The organism is Shimia sp. NS0008-38b, from assembly GCF_040370365.1.
Classification (GTDB): domain Bacteria; phylum Pseudomonadota; class Alphaproteobacteria; order Rhodobacterales; family Rhodobacteraceae; genus Shimia.
On sequence record NZ_BAABWQ010000004.1, the window covers coordinates 1 to 17,763 of the forward strand.

Consider the following 17,763-nt stretch of genomic DNA (forward strand, 5'->3'; position numbering starts at 1 on the left):
TCTAAACGTTTCCCCGATTCCGGCTGCCAGCGCGCATCCGGGGTCACTTCCTTTTGGGCCGACCGTTGTGTCGGCCCTTTTTTTGTCTGTCAGACCGTTGTGAGCTTTTTGTTGATCTGCGGCGTGGTGCCCGCCAAACTAGAGAGGTTTTACAAAAGCCGGGTGTGTTATGCCCATTGATCTATTTGAAATTGACAAAAACATAGAGACTGCGAGATCCGATCGTTGGCGGCGGTACCAATTTGATTTGCGTCTCTTTAACGTGTGTACCCGCGTGCATGCGCTGTTTGACGACCCCCAGTACCCCAAACGTCAGCGCAGCTTCGGCGCCATCCAAAAATCACTAGGTGTGTTTGACAACAAAGAAGATGAGCTGCGTAACATCCTCTTTGATATGGGTGCCGTTGTCATCCACGGAGAAGACGACACCCAGCACTGGTATTTGCCAGATACAATCGCGCCCCCAACTGAACCGGAAAAGCCCAAACCGCCCTACCGGATCATGGCCATCGCCGTGATCGTGGTCGCCATCCCTGCCTTGATCTATTTTGATCTCGGCCCCCAGCAGATCCTCAACCTAATTTTGCCACCCCCAACGCGCGAAGACTGTATCGCGCAGGCCAATGGTGTGATGACGGAGATTTTGAAATGCAACGCACGATATTGACGACGGCTTTACTTACCGCATGCCTGACCACCACAGCCTCTGCGCAGGCGTTGCTTGATTGCAGTGGACTTGACCCAGAACAGGAACGCGACGCCTACCGCGCATTTGAATGTGTCAGCGGCTTGGACAGTGACTTGCGGGCTGCCCTCTCGCGCATTGAAACGTTGGAAAGCCAGATGCAAACCCTTCTGGACACGGTGGCCCAAATAGACACCGACGCGCTGATCCCGGCCAATGCGGTGCTGGCCGTGGACAGCCCCGGACGATGTCCAAACGGCTGGAGCGAATTTGTCGAAGCCCAAGGTCGCACCATCATCGGCGCGTCCTTTGGCAAACCCTCCAACCTGTCACGCAGTGCAGATCAGGAGACCACCCAAAGAAAATATCGCGACCATGGTGGCGAAGAGCGTGTGTTATTGACACAGGGACAAATGCCGAAACATCACCACACCGTTACATCCTCTCCGCCAGATTCCAGCGTCCACGATGGGTTTGGCGGGTCCAAAGAGCCCTTTGGCCTCCGAGCCGAATATGACCCAGAGGTGCTGCCCACCCCCAGCTGGGAGACACAACACCCAAGCTTCATGTCCGCAGAAGGCGGGGACCAAGCCCACAACAACATGCCCCCCTACATCGCGCTCTATTTTTGCAAAAAGGACTAAGGCTTTCCGGAGTTGAACAATCGTTCATTCCGCCATAGCGTGCGGGGATGTCTCAGTCAGATCGCCCCCTCCTTGGCATCACATTGATGCTTGGCTTTTGCGTGCTTGCGCCCATTGGGGATGCAACCGCAAAGCTGTTGTCAGATGTTCTACCTCTTGGGCAGCTGCTATTGGTCCGGTTTTTTGTGCAAGCCGCCCTGCTGATTCCGATTGTCTTTGTGACCCGCAGACCATGGCACATGAGCCCACGCGTGTTTCGCATTGTGGTGATCCGCACGTTCCTGCACATCGCCGGGATTGGCTGTATGTTCACCGCCTTCCGCTATTTGCCACTGGCTGATGCGATCGCAATTGCCTTCGTCATGCCGTTTATCATGTTGCTCTTGGGCAAATATGTGCTGGGCGAAGACGTTGGCTTGCGCCGTTTGCTCGCCTGCGTGGTCGGTTTCACCGGAACGCTGCTTGTGATCCAACCCAGCTTCGTCGAGGTTGGTGCGCCCGCCCTGCTACCTTTGGCGGTGGCGGTGATCTTTGCGCTCTTTATGCTGGTGACCCGCCAAATAGCCAAAGACATCGACCCCATTGCCCTGCAAGCCAGCAACGGTGTGATCGCCACAGCTGTCCTGTTGCCCGCTCTGTTGATTGGAGACCACTTTGGCGCCGCCGAGCTGTCTCTGATCCGTCCTGCCCCTGACACTTGGGGGTTGCTCGTGTTTATCGGAGTGGTCGGAACGGTTGGGCATCTGCTGATGTCTTGGTCCTTACGCTATGCGCCGTCGACCACGCTGGCCTCCATCCAATATGTGGAAATCCCTTTGGCCGCATTTGTCGGTTGGCTGGTGTTTGGCGATTGGCCCAACACGTTGGCCTCCATTGGCATCTGCATCACAATGGCCGCCGGTGTCTACGTTGTGCTCAGGGAACGGGCCACGTTGCGGGCGCCTGCTGCAGCTGAGTGAGCAACTCTGGCAAGACCCGCTTTGGCAGGATCAGCAACATACCCGGCGCGTCAAACGCCATGCTCACCGGCCCCGTCGCCGCATTGGACGTGCCAATGGATCCGTCTGGCGCAAAGGCAATCCCCTCTATCGGCCATTGCAATCCCTCAGAGCGCCCCGTCACCGCCGCCATCGGAAACAACGACACGCGCGTGCCCGCCGCAACAGTCAGTCGCAACTGTGGCGGGGCCAGACAGATCACATCAACGTCGCCGATCAGGATACAGGGCTGATGGGCATGCCGCACCAAACCATTGAAACACGCCAGTTCATGATCCAACCGCCCGCCCGTGAACCCAACCGCCAAAACAACCGGCGCCACGGTATGTCGCAAAGCTTTGTCAAAATCCGTGCTGTCCTGTTCCGCAACAGGGTGGAGCCGCGTGGCCGGCACACCCTGCGCTTCAAGTGCCTCAAAAGAGTCCATATCGCCGATGACAGCTTCCGGGATCAGATCATAAGACAGGCAATGAGAAGCCCCGCCATCTGCCGCAACAAGATGGGGTGCCAAGGCCAGAGATTGCATAAGATCAGATTCGGACAACGGTCCGGCCCCGACGAGGGTAATTGGTTCCAATTTGTGAACAATGCTGCTCATATTTGCCGGTTTCCCCCCCTCTGAGAGCCTTTGGCCACATTTTGGCCCAGAAATGATACGCTCACTTCCACAGAATCGGTCGCGTTTCGACTTTCCTTTAGTGGTAGTTTGATTGCTGAGTAGTGCAAAGGACCCGCAGAAGATGGTTACTAATAACAAAGTGCTCACGGTTTCCTACGGGACGTTTTCATGCACCCTGGAAGGGTTTGAGGAATCGTTCGATACGATGAAGGCAATCGCAGAGTATTTCCGCGATCTGGCGGCGGATGACCGCTATTTCGGTGCAGAGCCCCCGACACCCGACGCAGAGATGCTTGCCCGCATTGCGGAACAAGAGATCGCGCGCCGTGTAAGTGCCCGTATGGATCAGGGAGCCATTGTTCTCAGCGCGACCCCCGATCCGCAACCTGCTCCCGCAGCGGTGGAGGACACCCCAGCACCTGCAGCGCCAGTGGCAGCATCTGTGGCAACCGCGCCCAGCTCTGACGTCGCCGATGTGGATGCCGCACCAGCTGAGGCCGTGCAAGACCAGCCCACACCCGAAGACACCTCACTCGAGGAGGCTCCGGTTCTAGACACGCCAACAACAGTGATCGAAGACAAGCCGGAGCAGGCATCAGATGCCCCCTCTGTTGCCGAGGTTGCAGAAGTTGTCGAGGCTCAAGATCCAGCTGATGCCCCATCTGCCCCGGTAGAAGACGTCGCCGCAGACGAAAACCAGAATTCAAACGACGTCATTGTCGCAGAGTCTGAAGACGAGACAGAGACCGAAGCGCAATCAGAAGACACCGCTGTTGCCCTCGAGGAAGACGACGAAATTGGCATGTCTGACGCAGTGCTCTCCGCAGTCACAGAAAATGTGGCTGAAGAGGTGCTCGCCGACGTTGAAGAGGACATCATTGCCGAAGCCGCACCAGCAGAAGAGCTTGCACCGGAGACAGACGCGGAGGTCACGGAAGACTTCTCAATCGATCTGGACAGCATTACTGCGGCAGTTTCCGCTGTGGACGCCCTTTCTGACGCACAGTTGAAGTCAGATTCCGATGTGGCTGACAGCAGCGACCTTCTTGTGTTGGAAGGTGTGATTGACGAAAGCGATGATCCTTTCGCCGAAGATATCGATGTCGCTGAAAACCTCGAAGAGGAGTTTGACGCTGAGCCTGTTGGGTCATGGGATGAACAGGACGACGCACCAGACTACGAAGAAAACTCCATCGCCGCCAAACTGGAGCGCATCCGCGCTGTGGTATCGCGCGTCGAAACAGCCCCCCAAGACACCATCGAAAGCGAAGACGAACAGCCAGAACTCACCACCACAGAGTTTGTGTCCGACTTTGCCGCAGATCAGATCTTCGCAAGTCAGGACGCAGATCTGCAAGACGCCGATGTGCACCAAAATCCCGAATTGGACGCGCTGATTTCTGAAGAGTTGTCTTCAAGTGACATGCCTCACGACGCGCTCTCTCTGTCAAACGACCTCGCAGAAGAGATGGCCAGCGAGGCAGAAGAAGATGCCGAAGCAGAGGCGCCCGAAGAAACAGCCGTGGTCAAACCAACGGTGCGCCCACTGCGTGCTCGCATTGTGCGTATGAAAAAGGCGGACTTCGAGGAGGCTGTTGCAGCGGGCACGTTGGAAGCAAACTCTGAGGAGGAGATGTCAGACGACGCCTCAGCGGAGCCCACAAGCCTAACTCCTGAGGACGAAGCTGACCTTTTGGCGGAGCTGGCTCAGGTCGAAGCAGAATTGCAGACATCAGACGCAGACAATGAAGCTGAAGACGCAATTGAAAACATGTTTGCGGATGACGCGTCGGTGCAGAGTTCCGACCTTGAGGCGGAACCTGAGCTGGACGTTGCCAGCATCGTGGAAGACACCATCAAAGACACACGCAAAGCGACGCAGACATCTGAGCCGGATTTGACCCGTCTGATGGCCAAAGCGGACAGCGAGATGGAAGAACCTGCTGGCAAAGGCCGCCGCAGTGCCATCGCTCACCTCCGTGCCGCTGTTGCCGCAACCCGCGCTGAAAAACACGCCGGAAAAAGTGGCAAAGGCGAAGATGACACCATCGCTTATCGCGATGATCTGGCAAGTGTTGTGCGCACGGTTCCTGGTGGCAAAGGCGAGGATTCAACCGAAGCCTCCACAAAAAGCGTCGCCACACCTTTGAAACTGGTTGCCGCGCAGCGTGTCGATACGACGCCCGCTGCCACCACCGAGAAATCCGCTCAGCCTTCGAGTGAAGAAGCACAAAAGGCACCACGCCGCGTCCCTGTTCGTCCGCGCCGTGTGTCTTCAGACCGTTTGGACCGCGATCAAGCCGCGCGGGCCGCTGCCCCGGTCTCTTCAAAGAACTCAACGCTGAGCGGATTTATTGAGTATGCCAACAGCGTTGGTGCAAACCAGTTGCCAGAAAGCATCGAAGCGGCCGCCGCTTACCTAACCTTTGTACAAGGGTTGGAGCGGTTCTCCCGCCCCATGCTGATGCGGATGTCCCGCGAAGTGAACATTCCTCAGTTCACCCGCGAAGAAGGATTGCGCAGCTTTGGTCAACTCTTGCGTGACAAGAAGATCGAAAAACGGGCGGGGGGGCGCTTTGCCGCCAATGCCACGATCAACTACAAGCCACGCGATCGCGAAGCCGGGTAACACCGCTCGTTTCAAATCGAAAAAGCCCGATCTTTGGATCGGGCTTTCCTCATTTTTGGTCCCCGATTTTATTGCTCCGGCTCTAACCAGCCCTGATAGCGCACAATCGCGCCCACTCCCAATGGTGCAGCCAGCGACACATCAAAGTGAAAGCATCCATCCGCGACAAACTCACGTGTCTCGCTGATCGGCAAAAGCCATCGCGGCATGCGCAGGCCCAGAAACCAGCCCTTGCGCACAGGCATGCCAACCACCCCATCCATCACAGTCAAATCCATTTCAAACTGAAATGGGCCAAATCGTTCACGGAATCGCCCCGCCTCAGGGGCCAAACGACAGCGTGACAAAAACCGCTGCCCAGCAAAATCCCGCTCCCAAATTTCATCTTTGTCAGTGCGTGTTTTGGTCACCCGCACCGCACAGCATTCTGTCGCTTTGGGAAATCCAAAGAGACGCGCAACCCATTGCGCCAACAGGCCACCGTCTCGCGTCACACGCGCTTCTCCGGTGAATACCTCTAAATCAGCAACGCAGTGTAGTTCTTTGATTTTATTTGGTAAGTCATTCCATTTTTCGCCAAATGCAATTTCAAACTGCGGCTGCCAGAAACCATCTTGGCGCTGTGTTGTCACCTCAAGATCGGCCCAACCCGCCTGCATTTGATCCAATGAAACATCTCTCACACAGGGCCGTGCGCCGGGTGGCACCTCCTCAAAGTGACGCATCAGCACCCGTGCTGCAACGGCGGGTATGTAGGGGCCCTCCCCAGCCTCAGCAACCAATGTCCAACTGTGCCGTCGCATCTGTTCACCTTGTCGCCCAATGACCTCCACATGCATTCCACCGCGATCTGTGCCAAACCGCTCTGTCAATTGCGCCAGCCAGCGAAAGACGGCAACCCGGCGTGGCGTGATTTCAAAAGGAACCACCTGCCGCACAGCCGCCACCATCCGCATTCCAAAGTTGAGAAAACCAAGCTCCATACCCGCACGAAACATCACAGATCGGGCCTCAAATGCCTCTGGAAACAAACGGATATCTGGCACTTCAACAAAGCGACCAACCCGCTCAAGCCCCGGTGCCAACGTCACACGACGCGCCGCACGCCAACCGCGCAACGCCCGCCATTTGCCCCCACGCCAAACCTGGGCTTCGCGCCCCAGCTGCCCCATGATGCTTGCCATGACAGACGCCCCTCGCGGCGCACGGTTGCCCGGCAAAATCGCGCTCTCAATCAGGAGAACGTCGTCCAGTCCCAGCACCAGATCCGCCACCACCGCACTGGAGAGCCCGGGCACGCTGGACACGCCAGACAGCACCCGCCGCCCCACTCTCTTTGCCTCCGCGTCCAAGATGGAAATACCAGATGTAAACGCCGCGCTGCCAGACAGATCGAGATAGTCGGCTCCCATCTTAAGTGACAGGCGGGCCATGCGATATGGATCTTCCACATAGGTCTGAAATGGCCCCACAGCGTCGATCACCACATCAGGCGACAGGGCCACCAACGGCGCCGGATCACTGTGTATGTCCCACTCCAAAGCGGCACATCCCAATTGTCCAGCCAGTGCCTCAGCTTTTGCAAGGCTGCGGCCCACCACAACAACCTGATGGCCATCACGCACCAGCAAGTCCGCCAGACGCCCACCAAAAACGCCATAACCGCCCAGAACAGCAACCTTCACTTGAGCAACAACCTCGCCTTAAGTCGCGGGTCCGGCAGGCTGCACATATCGCCACGGCCAAACATCTGATAACGATTGCGCGCGATGCGACGGTAAATCCAATCCTGCACGCTCCTCGGCATGAGCTTCAAGGGCCACAAAACATGCCCCACCCCTCCCATCAATGCTCCCACGCGGATTATGGCATCCAGCGACGCATAAGCACGCCCCTCCACAATCAATAGCCAGCTTTCAGGATCATCGGGCGACAGTTCATAGTGACGCAACAGTGCCGTGCCCAAATCGGTTTGTGCCGGACAAATTCGAAACACATCCTTGTGGTCAAAGCGCGCAATCATGCGCGCACCAAAGCCACACAATGCACAGTCCCCATCCATCACTGTGATCGGGCCCCCGTCGTCAAATGCCGCAAGTGCTGCGTCGTCTCGGTAAGAATAGGGGCGTCGGTCAGGAAGTAGCGCCATAAGATGTCAATCTCTTGCCATGCAGAGGAATTGTCAGCAGTGCAGCAGAAAACTGCCCAATTGGCAATGCGCTGAAACGCAAAACGGCGGCGCGCAAATCTGCACGCCACCGTTAAAGTTTCATATATTTTATAAACGTTTACGGATCGTCTTCAAACCGAGGAGCTGGCGCATCTGGATCAGCCTGACCAATGCCTTTGAACACCGACTTAAACGGCAAAACCCAAACAATCCCCAAACCGACATAAAGCGCCAAAGTCACCAATACAGAGTCGGGCGCTATCGCAGTGGCCAAAACGGAAGCCACAACAATATAGATCGGCAGCCCGACCACCAGAACCAGTAACGCCACGCGACGGCGGGCTTTGTAACTCAATGCCATGTCGACCTCTCCTTTCAGATCACTACGTGATCAATCCGCAAATGGATCGGTTACCAGGATTGTGTCTTCACGCTCTGGGCTTGTCGACAACAGTGCCACAGGGCATTCAATCAGCTCTTCAACCCGCTTCACATATTTGATCGCATTGGCCGGCAGATCGTTCCAGCTGCGCGCGCCTTCGGTGCTCTCGCTCCAACCTGCAATTTCCTCGTAGATTGGCTTGCAACGCGCCTGCTGATCCGCTGCGGTCGGCAGGTAGTCCAAACGCGCCCCGTCCAGATCATAGCCCACACAGATTTTGAGTGTTTCAAACCCGTCCAGCACATCCAGCTTGGTCAGGCAAATGCCTTTGATACCTGAGGTCGCACAGGTCTGGCGCACCAACGCGGCATCAAACCAGCCACAGCGGCGCTGACGGCCGGTGGTGGTGCCAAACTCATGGCCCCGCTCGCCCAAACGCGCGCCATCTGCATCAGGTGTCCCGTCGGCATTCAGCAGCTCGGTTGGGAACGGTCCCTCCCCCACACGGGTGGTGTATGCCTTCACAATGCCCAGCACGTAATCAATCGAGCCCGGACCGATACCAACACCTGTGGATGCCTGACCGGCAATCACGTTTGAGCTCGTTACAAAGGGATAGGTGCCAAAATCGATGTCCAAAAGCGCACCTTGCGCACCTTCAAACAGAATACGTTTGCCCGCTTTGCGCTTTTCGTTCAGCACTTTCCAAACTGGCGCCGCATACGGCAAGATGTCTTGTGCAATCTCTTTCAGTTGTGCGATCAGCTGGTCGCGGTCAATCGCTTCAATGCCAAGACCCTTACGCAGTGGGTCATGGTGTTGCAACGCACGATCGACACGGGCAATCAAGGTTGCCTCATCCGCCAGATCAGCCACGCGCACAGAACGACGGCCAACCTTGTCTTCATACGCCGGACCAATACCGCGCCCGGTGGTGCCAATCTTGGTGCCTTTGGAGGCGGCTTCTTCACGCGCCCGATCCAATTCACCGTGAATCGGCAGGATCAGCGGAGTGTTTTCCGCAATCATCAGCGTCTCTGGGGAAATCTCAACACCCTGTGCACGCACGGTCGCAATCTCGTTGACCAAGTGCCAAGGGTCCAGCACCACGCCATTGCCGATCACCGACAACTTACCGCCACGCACAACACCAGATGGCAGCGCGTGCAGCTTGTACACTTTCCCGTCAATGACCAGCGTGTGGCCAGCGTTATGCCCGCCTTGGAAACGTGCGATGACATCAGCACGTTCGCTGAGCCAGTCAACGATCTTGCCTTTTCCTTCATCGCCCCATTGAGCGCCTACAACTACGACGTTGGCCATATCTGGTCCTTTGCAGAGAGTTCAAACCCGCGCCCTTTTAGCCATGTTGTGCACCACACGAAACCGCAAACTGCGCCTTACACTGGACAGAACGCATGATTTTGCGCAAGGAATAGAAAAAAAGCTACTTTTCGAGGGGATTGTCATGGGGCTGTTGTTGCGATGGGTGTTTGCCTTCGTGCTTTTGGCGGCGACATTTAACCCCACCGAATACAATTATGTGCATTGGAGTGCGGACAATTACGTAGAAGAGCTCCCGCTCACGGTGCTGTTTGGTCTTCTGCTGACGATTGGCTACATCATTTATCTGCGCGCCACCCTGCGGTCTATCGGCGGCTTTGGCATGTTTCTGGTGCTTGCCGTTTGCGCCGCGGTGGCTTGGGTTTTGTACGACTGGAAAATGCTCAGCTTGGACAACTCCGCCGTCAACACTTGGCTGGCGATCCTGTCGCTGTCTATCGTGCTGGGCATTGGCCTCGGTTGGTCAATTGTCCGCAGGATGCTGTCGGGTCAGCTGGATGTCGACGACGTCGAAACGTGACTCACTGCGCGGCGGACAAATGCACAGGCTGTCCATGCGGCGTGTTCAAATAGGCTTTGGCCCAGCCTTCTTTGAGATTCTGCAAAACCAAAGCCTCTGCCACGCCGAGGTCTTGCAAAAACCCCTCAAGCGCATCCAGCCAGGCATCGAAGTAATCCGCGCCGCCATCCAGTTCCTTGGCCAGCCCATGCGCCTTTAGCGTTGCGCCAAACCGGTCCGCCCATTGGCTCCAAGTAAAATGGCCTGACTCGTTTAAGGCCACGGTCAAAGCAAAAACCTGCGCATGCCATGGCTCCTCAAAGGCGGGCTCAGGCCGCTCACCACCCCCTGTCATTGATCGCGCTCCAGATAGCTTTCCCAAAGATCGAGCACAACGTCATCGCGCGGGTCTGCCTCTGCCCCCCAAAGCTCCTGCGCGCTGAATTTCACCGCATAGAGCGGTTGCGCGGCTTCTCCTTTGAAGTGCGCGTTGCTGTCTGGAAACACATGGGCCCCGTGCTGCAAAACAATCTCACCAACCGCTCCAGCGGCATAGGACGGCAATCGCGTATGCCCACCGGGCACTTCTATGTTGCGGGCTGGACGCCGCGCCCTCACGCGGTCCCCCACCTCAAACACGGCCGCGTCGCTGTCACGTGTATAGGGGCTTCCCTTGAGCAAAAGCTCTGCCACAGTCTCAGGCTTTGCAGCACGCTCCGCCAAAGCAGACAGCCCATCCGCCTGCCCCTTGGCCAGTTCATCTTCGGTAACAACGCCACGCGCCACCATCAGATCAGCCAATCCACCCATCCACTTTTCATAGTAGCTGAACACCGTGTAATCCTTTGGATCAAGCAATTCTCGCGCATGACGCGACGCATCAATGTTCCATTGTCCCCAAAACCCGCTGGACACATTTAACGCCAACGCGCGCTTGTGCCAGTCTTTGGCTTCGGCAAATTCGGCTCCATCCTGCGGGTCCACCGGACCTGTACCCAGCCGCCCGCCCATGTCGTGCACGCGGCTCATGGTGTTGGCTCCTGCGCCAATGCTGTGCCAATCATACTGTCACGTGACACAAGCTGAGCAAGCGCCTCTTCCGACATGCCTTCGGTGCCCAATGGGCGCTTGGGCACAACAAGATAGCGCACCTCTGCGGTGCTGTCCCAGACACGCACCTTTGTCTCTTCTGCCAAGGTCACACCAAATTCCGCCAACACCCTGCGTGGCTCTCTCACTGATCGCGCCCGATAGGCATCTGATTTGTACCATCCCGGTGGAATGCCCAACAACGGCCATGGGTAACAGCTGCACAGAGTGCACACGACCATGTTGTGCACCGCATCAGTGTTTTCAACAAACACCATATGCTCCCCCTGACGGCCATATAGCCCCATATCGCGCAACACCGGCATCGGATCTTCCATCATCGCACGGTGAAACGCAGGGTCGGCCCACATCTTGGCAACCACTTTGGCGCCATTCTGTGGACCAATCTTATTTTGGTAAAGATCAATGATCTCGTCCAACGCGGCTGGATCAACCAAGCCTTTGTCAGTCAACAATGTTTCCAGAGCCTTCACCCGCAACGCGGGGTCAGAGGGCAGATGAGAATGCGGGTGGTCATGATCATGTGGCATGGCCCGACCCTGCCAGAACACCTCCACAAGGTCCACAACCAAAACGGGTCTCAAAACCACTCAACATCCAAGTTGACGAAACCTCCTTGCCCCCCGCCGCAAACTTGCCTACATACCCCGCTAACAAAACCGAACGCTCGCTTTACAGGTCCCAATGGAAAACGTTGTCCTCATCATCCATCTTCTTCTTGCTCTGGCGCTGATTGGCGTCGTTCTGATGCAGCGTTCCGAAGGCGGTGGCCTTGGTATGGGCGGTGGCGGCGGCGGCGCCGTATCCGGCCGCGCTGCTGCAACGGCTATGACCCGTGTGACCTGGATTTTGGCCGCGGCGTTCATCTGCACCTCGATTGCACTTACTGTGATCGCTGCAAACAACTCCTCTTCGAGCTCGGTCTTTGACCGTTTGGGCACACAAGCGCCCGCCGCTGGAGAAACCGCTCCAACCCTGCCCGGCGCATCAGACTCGCTGCTGCCGCCATCAGCGGGTGACGACGCACCACTGGTGCCACGCGCCGACTAACGCGGGCTTCTGCTAGCTCGCCAGTAAAGTGGCCCCTCTTGGGGCTGCTTCGTTTTTTGCCCTCTGCGGGCACCACCACAGATTGAGGCCACAAAGCCACCCGCAACAGCATCTTGCGGTCCGGTTGCCTTTTGTCTGCGAATCCTATATGACTTAAGTCCCGTGATGCTGGGCCATTTTGTGATGAAAATCGCATGGGTTTGGGCGCTGCTACATCAATAAACACGACGTCAATCACGGGGGACGCCAGAGACATGGCTCGCTACATTTTTATCACTGGTGGGGTTGTTTCATCGCTGGGCAAAGGCCTCGCGTCAGCAGCGCTGGGTGCGCTGTTGCAAGCGCGAGGCTACACGGTACGCCTGCGCAAATTGGATCCCTATCTGAACGTTGATCCGGGCACGATGTCGCCGTTTGAACATGGCGAAGTTTTTGTCACCGACGATGGGGCCGAAACGGACCTCGATCTTGGCCACTATGAACGTTTCACCGGTGTGCCTGCCCGCAACACCGACAGTGTCTCCTCCGGCCGCATCTATTCCAATGTGTTGGAAAACGAACGCCGCGGCGACTATTTGGGAAAAACCATTCAGGTGGTTCCACACGTCACCAACGAGATCAAAGATTTCCTGCATGTGGGCGACGACGAAGTTGACTTCATGCTGTGTGAAATCGGGGGCACTGTGGGCGACATCGAGGGCCTGCCCTTCTTTGAAGCCATCCGTCAGTTCTCCCACGACAAACCGCGCGGTGATGTGATCTTCATGCACCTCACCTTGCTGCCCTATCTGGCTGCCTCCGGCGAGTTGAAGACCAAGCCGACCCAACACTCCGTCAAAGAGCTGCAATCCATCGGCATAGCCCCCGACATTCTGGTCTGTCGCTCAGAGCAACCGATCCCCGACAAAGAGCGCGAAAAAATCGCACTGTTCTGCAATGTGCGCAAAGAGCATGTTGTGGCCGCTTATGATCTGAAGTCGATCTATGAGGCCCCGCTGGCCTATCACCGCGAAGGCCTCGATCAAGCCGTATTGGACGCCTTCAACATCGCGCCCGCCCCACGTCCTGATCTGACCGTTTGGGAAGATGTGAACGATCGGCTGCACAACACCGATGGCAAGGTCAACATCGCCATCGTCGGCAAATACACCCAACTTGAGGACGCGTATAAGTCCATCAAAGAAGCGCTGACACATGGTGGCATGGCCAACCGTGTGAAAGTCAAAGTCAGTTGGGTCGATGCTGAGGTCTTTGACAAGACGGACGCCGCGCCACATCTGGAAGGCTATGATGCCATTCTGGTGCCCGGCGGCTTTGGCGAACGTGGCACCGAAGGCAAAATCAAAGCGGCACAATATGCCCGTGAACACAAAATCCCCTACCTCGGCATCTGCCTCGGTATGCAAATGGCAGTGATTGAGGCGGCCCGCAACAAAGCTGGCATCGCCGATGCTGGCTCTGAGGAATTTGATCACGAAGCGGGCAAAACCCGGTTTGAGCCCGTGGTCTATCACCTCAAAGAATGGGTGCAGGGCAACGCCAAAGTGACCCGCAAGGCGACAGACGCCAAAGGCGGCACAATGCGTTTGGGCGCTTATAACGCCACGCTCACTGAGGGCTCAAAGGTCGCAACCGCCTATGGCGCAACCTCGATTGAAGAGCGCCACCGCCACCGCTATGAGGTCGACATCAAATACCGCGAACAGCTTGAGGCGTGCGGCCTGAACTTCTCCGGTATGAGCCCAGATGGCCGCCTGCCGGAAATCGTGGAATGGCAAGACCACCCTTGGTTCATCGGCGTGCAGTTCCACCCGGAGCTCAAATCCAAACCGTTTGACCCACACCCGTTGTTCCGGGATTTTGTGCGCGCAGCCAAAGACAATTCACGGCTCGTCTGACGGCACACCATACATTCAAAAGGCGCGGGACATCACCGCGCCTTTTTTTGTGCGACCACGCCTTCCATCTACCTTTGGTTTTCGCTGACAAAGGTGTGACGGGGAAACGCCCTCAACGCGCCCCGAAAGTGCAACGCGCGTTCTGTTAAATTTCGCCATAGCCCTCGATCGCTCCACCTCCGGATTGCAGCCACGATACCGACGCAATACCGACACGGCGTTTGATTGGTTAAGACGCAACACCCCAAATGCGTTTGACCGCTCTGCCCGCGCGCTTTACCACCAAAGGCGCACGGCAAAGGGGATGTCCCATGATCTACACATCAGCACAACAATGGCGCGACGCAGCCCAGAAAAAGGTGCTGCTCTTTGGTATGTCCGGTTTGGGGAAAACACATATTTCCAACACCTTGCGGGACCAAGGCACGTGGTTTCACTACTCAATTGATTACCGCATTGGCACCCGCTACATGGGCGAACACATCGCGGACAATGCGAAACGTGAAGCCATGAAAGTGCCGTTTTTGCGCGAGCTGTTGATGTCGGATTCGATCTACATCGGCTCCAACATCACCTTTAACAATCTGGCCCCGCTTTCCGCCTATCTGGGCAAACCGGGCAACCCCGATCAGGGCGGCCTGGCCTTTGCAGACTACGTGACGCGTCAAGAACAGCATCGTGCCGCAGAGATTGCCGCATTGATGGATACCAAACTCTTTATCAACCGTGCGCATGATCTCTATGGCTATGACAATTTCATCTGCGATACCGGTGGCTCAATCTGCGAAGTGGTTGACCCCGAAGACCCAAACGATCCCGTTCTGACCACCCTGTCAGACAACACTCTCATGGTGTGGCTCAAAGGGTCTGATACCCATACTGACGCGCTGATCCAGCGGTTTGATCGCGCACCTAAGCCTATGTATTATCAACCAGAATTCCTTCTCTCCGCGTGGCGTGACTACCTTGACGAAACCGGTCACGCCGAAAGCTCTGTGGACCCGGATGCCTTTGTGCGCTGGACCTATGCCCGTGCGTTGGCACATCGGCAGCCCCGCTACGCCGCCATGGCGAAATGGGGGCTGACGGTGACTGCAGACCGCGTTGCCTCTGTTGCGTCCGCCGACGATTTCGCAGACGTGATCGCCTCCGCCCTTGAGGATCAAGCCGCAGAGGCCTAGGTATGGCCTCCACGAAAATTCCAAACCAAAGAGACTGACATGCCCATCAAGATTCCCGCCGACCTGCCCGCCTTTGACGTGCTCAAGCACGAAGGCGTCATGGTTATGGCTGAGGATCAGGCATCCCGTCAGGACATCCGGCCTATGCGCATCGGGCTTTTGAATCTGATGCCCAAGAAGATTCAGACCGAAAACCAATTTGCCCGTCTCATTGGCGCCACACCGTTGCAATTGGAACTGTCGCTGATCCGGATGTCGGAGCACAAAACTCGCAACACAGCCGCAGAACATATGGCCGAATTTTATCGACCCTTTCAGGAGGTTAAGGCCTCTGGCGCTAAATTTGACGGCCTGATCATCACTGGGGCTCCAATTGAACATCTGCCCTTTGAAGAGGTCACCTATTGGGAAGAACTCTGCGAAGTGTTTGAGTGGACACGCACCCATGTGCATTCCACTTTCGGGGTGTGTTGGGGCGGCATGGCAATGATCAACTACTTTCACGGGGTGCAGAAACACATCCTCGACCACAAAGCTTTTGGCTGTTTCCGACACCAGAATCTTGCTGATGCGTCCCCGTTTTTACGCGGGTTTTCCGACGATTGCGTTATTCCGGTAAGCCGCTGGACAGAGATCCGCCAAAACGAGGTTGACGAACGCCCAGAGCTTCGCACGCTCTTACACAGCGACGATGTTGGCCCGTGTCTGATTGAAAATCCAAAAACACGTGATCTCTTTATTTTCAATCACTTCGAATACGACAGCGACACGCTGAAACAAGAGTATGATCGCGATGTGGCTGAAGGCACGTCGATAAACGTGCCTGCCAACTACTATCCAGATGACAATCCTCAAAACCCGCCGCAAAATCGCTGGCGGAGCCATGCACATCTTCTGTATGGCAATTGGATTTCCGAGATTTATCAAACCACACCCTTTGACATGGCGCGGATTGGTCACGACATCACGGACCTGCGCGCCTAACGTCACAGGCCTTGAGCAATGTAACGCGTTTTAACACGCCGCATTGCACAAGCGTCTGTCTCGCCCCATATTGTGGAAAAGGGAGAGGTTTCATGAACTTGCCATTTGACGGTGCCATCAGCAGTTACTACAAAAACGACGCCCCTTCACCCGTTCGCAGTGCCATCAAAGACGGCGAGAAGAACGACATTCTCAGCCAATCCTACCCGCACCGCGAACGCCTCAGCCGAAAGACCTATGAGGCCGATCTGCAGGCACTACAAATCGAGTTGGTAAAAATGCAGCACTGGTGCAAGGACAGTGGCGCACGTATCGCAATGGTGTTTGAAGGCCGCGACGCTGCCGGAAAAGGTGGCACCATCAAACGGTTCCGTGAAAACTTGAACCCTCGCGGCGCACGTGTGGTCGCTCTGTCAAAACCCACCGACGCCGAACAAACACAATGGTACTTTCAGAGATATATCAATCACTTGCCTGCTGGTGGCGAGATCGTCTTCTATGACCGCAGTTGGTACAATCGCGGCGTTGTCGAAAAAGTGTTTGAATTCACCGAAGATGACAGTCGCGAGCGCTTCTTTCGCCAAGCTCCAGGGTTTGAGAGTTCACTGGTGAATGACGGCGTGTTCCTCTTCAAATTCTGGCTCAATGTTGGGCGGGCGGAACAACTTCGTCGTTTTCTGGAAAGGGAACAAGACCCACTTAAACAATGGAAGCTTAGTTGGATAGACGTTGAAGGCCTCAAACGTTGGCAGGCCTACAGCGCAGCCATTCAGGAAACGCTGACTCGCTGTCACAGCGACATTGCGCCTTGGACGGTCATACGCTCTGACGACAAGCGCCGCGCCCGATTGAATGCCATCAGAACAGTTTTGCACGCGCTGCCATATACCCGCAAAAACGTTGATGCGATTGGCGAAATCGATACCGAAATTTGCGGAGGCCCGGACATCTGGGATGCCTAAGCGCGGTTATCATCACGGCAACCTGCGCCAAGCGCTGGTCGAGGCCGCTCTGAGCCTTATCGAAGCAAAGGGGCCCACCGGTTTTACATTGTCGGAGGCCGCTAAAACGGCAGGAGTGACACCCGCAGCCGTCTACCGCCATTTTGAGGGGCGTGAGGATCTCATCGCCGAAGCGGCGCGCCAAGGCTATGAAATCTTTGCTGATCTCATGCAATTTGCTTTTGACAAAGGACAACCCTCAGCACTTGCGTCCTTTGAAGCCACCGGCCGCGCATACCTGGCCTTTGCCCGGAAATATCCCGGCCACTACATAGCCATGTTTGAAAGCGGGATTTCGGTAAATCGTACGCCGGAACTTGCAGCCGTCGCCGCCCGTGCACGCGGTGTTATGGAACACGCCGCTGCTGAACTGTCAAAGCACATCCCGCCTGAAAGGCGCCCGCCGGCGAGTATGTTCTCGGCACACGTCTGGGCAATGAGCCACGGTGTTGTTGAACTCTATGCGCGAAACTCGCCGGGAACCCAAAGCCCGTTTGCGCCGGAGGACCTTCTCGAAAGCGGTATAGGCGTGTATCTTCGTGGCTTGGGCCTTATCGATATTGATTGAC

The 17,763-nt window shown here is 56.3% G+C and carries 19 protein-coding genes; 11 read left to right on the forward strand and 8 right to left on the reverse strand.

The window, feature by feature from the left end:
• Nucleotides 1-169 precede the first annotated feature (169 nt).
• From ABWV47_RS16715 to ABWV47_RS16725, 3 genes are read left to right on the forward strand one after another with little or no spacing between them, the layout of a single operon-like run.
• Nucleotides 170-667 (forward strand): hypothetical protein, encoded by a 498-nt coding sequence (locus tag ABWV47_RS16715; protein ID WP_353313930.1) that lies wholly within the window; start codon nt 170-172, stop codon nt 665-667.
• Entirely contained in the window at nt 649-1,329 is a 681-nt protein-coding gene (locus ABWV47_RS16720; RefSeq protein ID WP_353313931.1) for a hypothetical protein, read from the forward strand. Before ABWV47_RS16715 ends, ABWV47_RS16720 begins: the two co-directional genes overlap by 19 nt.
• Before the next feature lie 47 nt (nt 1,330-1,376).
• Nucleotides 1,377-2,288, forward strand: a complete 912-nt coding sequence (locus ABWV47_RS16725; RefSeq protein ID WP_353313933.1) for a DMT family transporter — start codon at nt 1,377-1,379, stop codon at nt 2,286-2,288.
• Here ABWV47_RS16725 and ABWV47_RS16730 read toward each other — a convergent pair.
• Entirely contained in the window at nt 2,245-2,925 is a 681-nt protein-coding gene (locus ABWV47_RS16730) for a thiamine diphosphokinase (RefSeq protein ID WP_353313935.1), read from the reverse strand. The genes ABWV47_RS16725 and ABWV47_RS16730 overlap by 44 nt on opposite strands.
• 142 nt (nt 2,926-3,067) lie before the next feature.
• On the opposite strand from ABWV47_RS16730, the gene ABWV47_RS16735 reads away from it, so the two are divergent.
• Nucleotides 3,068-5,575, forward strand: coding sequence for a hypothetical protein (locus ABWV47_RS16735; RefSeq protein ID WP_502959718.1), 2,508 nt, complete (start codon nt 3,068-3,070; stop codon nt 5,573-5,575).
• A gap of 68 nt (nt 5,576-5,643) precedes the next feature.
• On the opposite strand, the gene ABWV47_RS16740 is transcribed toward ABWV47_RS16735, so the two are convergent.
• The 4 genes from ABWV47_RS16740 to ABWV47_RS16755 form a co-directional block, all read right to left on the reverse strand.
• Complete coding sequence (locus ABWV47_RS16740; protein WP_353313939.1) at nt 5,644-7,260, reverse strand: saccharopine dehydrogenase family protein; 1,617 nt, start codon at nt 7,258-7,260, stop codon at nt 5,644-5,646.
• Nucleotides 7,257-7,724, reverse strand: a complete 468-nt coding sequence (locus ABWV47_RS16745; protein WP_353313941.1) for a thiol-disulfide oxidoreductase DCC family protein — start codon at nt 7,722-7,724, stop codon at nt 7,257-7,259. The genes ABWV47_RS16740 and ABWV47_RS16745 overlap by 4 nt, the downstream gene beginning before the upstream one ends.
• Before the next feature lie 139 nt (nt 7,725-7,863).
• Nucleotides 7,864-8,106 carry a DUF2842 domain-containing protein gene (locus tag ABWV47_RS16750; protein ID WP_353313943.1) on the reverse strand — a complete coding sequence of 81 codons (243 nt, stop codon included), beginning with the start codon at nt 8,104-8,106 and terminating at the stop codon, nt 7,864-7,866.
• A gap of 30 nt (nt 8,107-8,136) precedes the next feature.
• Entirely contained in the window at nt 8,137-9,450 is a 1,314-nt protein-coding gene (locus tag ABWV47_RS16755; RefSeq protein WP_353313945.1) for an adenylosuccinate synthase, read from the reverse strand.
• A 145-nt stretch (nt 9,451-9,595) separates the two neighbouring features.
• On the opposite strand from ABWV47_RS16755, the gene ABWV47_RS16760 reads away from it, so the two are divergent.
• Entirely contained in the window at nt 9,596-9,991 is a 396-nt protein-coding gene (locus ABWV47_RS16760; RefSeq protein ID WP_353313947.1) for a DUF6524 family protein, read from the forward strand.
• Between the two features lies 1 nt (nt 9,992).
• Here the strand turns inward: ABWV47_RS16760 and ABWV47_RS16765 are convergent, their stop codons facing one another.
• From ABWV47_RS16765 to nthA, 3 genes are read right to left on the reverse strand one after another with little or no spacing between them, the layout of a single operon-like run.
• Entirely contained in the window at nt 9,993-10,325 is a 333-nt protein-coding gene (locus tag ABWV47_RS16765; RefSeq protein ID WP_353313949.1) for a nitrile hydratase accessory protein, read from the reverse strand.
• On the reverse strand, nt 10,322-10,999 hold the full coding sequence (gene nthB, locus ABWV47_RS16770) for a nitrile hydratase subunit beta (RefSeq protein ID WP_353313951.1): 678 nt from the start codon (nt 10,997-10,999) through the stop codon (nt 10,322-10,324). The genes ABWV47_RS16765 and nthB overlap by 4 nt, the downstream gene beginning before the upstream one ends.
• The gene (gene nthA, locus ABWV47_RS16775; protein WP_353313952.1) at nt 10,996-11,610 is read right to left on the reverse strand and encodes a nitrile hydratase subunit alpha; all 615 of its coding nucleotides are present in this window, start codon (nt 11,608-11,610) and stop codon (nt 10,996-10,998) included. Before nthA ends, nthB begins: the two co-directional genes overlap by 4 nt.
• Nucleotides 11,611-11,764: 154 nt before the next feature.
• On the opposite strand from nthA, the gene secG reads away from it, so the two are divergent.
• The 6 genes from secG to ABWV47_RS16805 all read left to right on the forward strand — a co-directional run bounded on the left by secG (nt 11,765) and on the right by ABWV47_RS16805 (nt 17,762).
• Nucleotides 11,765-12,130: a preprotein translocase subunit SecG gene (gene secG / locus ABWV47_RS16780; protein ID WP_353313954.1), complete on the forward strand. Its 366-nt coding sequence runs from the start codon at nt 11,765-11,767 to the stop codon at nt 12,128-12,130.
• Nucleotides 12,131-12,384: 254 nt separating this feature from the next.
• Nucleotides 12,385-14,028, forward strand: a complete 1,644-nt coding sequence (pyrG, locus tag ABWV47_RS16785) for a CTP synthase (RefSeq protein ID WP_353313956.1) — start codon at nt 12,385-12,387, stop codon at nt 14,026-14,028.
• A gap of 311 nt (nt 14,029-14,339) precedes the next feature.
• Entirely contained in the window at nt 14,340-15,209 is an 870-nt protein-coding gene (locus ABWV47_RS16790; RefSeq protein ID WP_353313958.1) for an ATPase, read from the forward strand.
• A gap of 39 nt (nt 15,210-15,248) precedes the next feature.
• Nucleotides 15,249-16,193: a homoserine O-acetyltransferase MetA gene (gene metA, locus ABWV47_RS16795; RefSeq protein ID WP_353313960.1), complete on the forward strand. Its 945-nt coding sequence runs from the start codon at nt 15,249-15,251 to the stop codon at nt 16,191-16,193.
• A gap of 92 nt (nt 16,194-16,285) precedes the next feature.
• Nucleotides 16,286-17,155: a polyphosphate kinase 2 gene (gene ppk2, locus ABWV47_RS16800; RefSeq protein WP_353313962.1), complete on the forward strand. Its 870-nt coding sequence runs from the start codon at nt 16,286-16,288 to the stop codon at nt 17,153-17,155.
• Entirely contained in the window at nt 17,148-17,762 is a 615-nt protein-coding gene (locus tag ABWV47_RS16805; RefSeq protein WP_353313964.1) for a TetR/AcrR family transcriptional regulator, read from the forward strand. The genes ppk2 and ABWV47_RS16805 overlap by 8 nt, the downstream gene beginning before the upstream one ends.
• Nucleotide 17,763 lies beyond the last annotated feature (1 nt).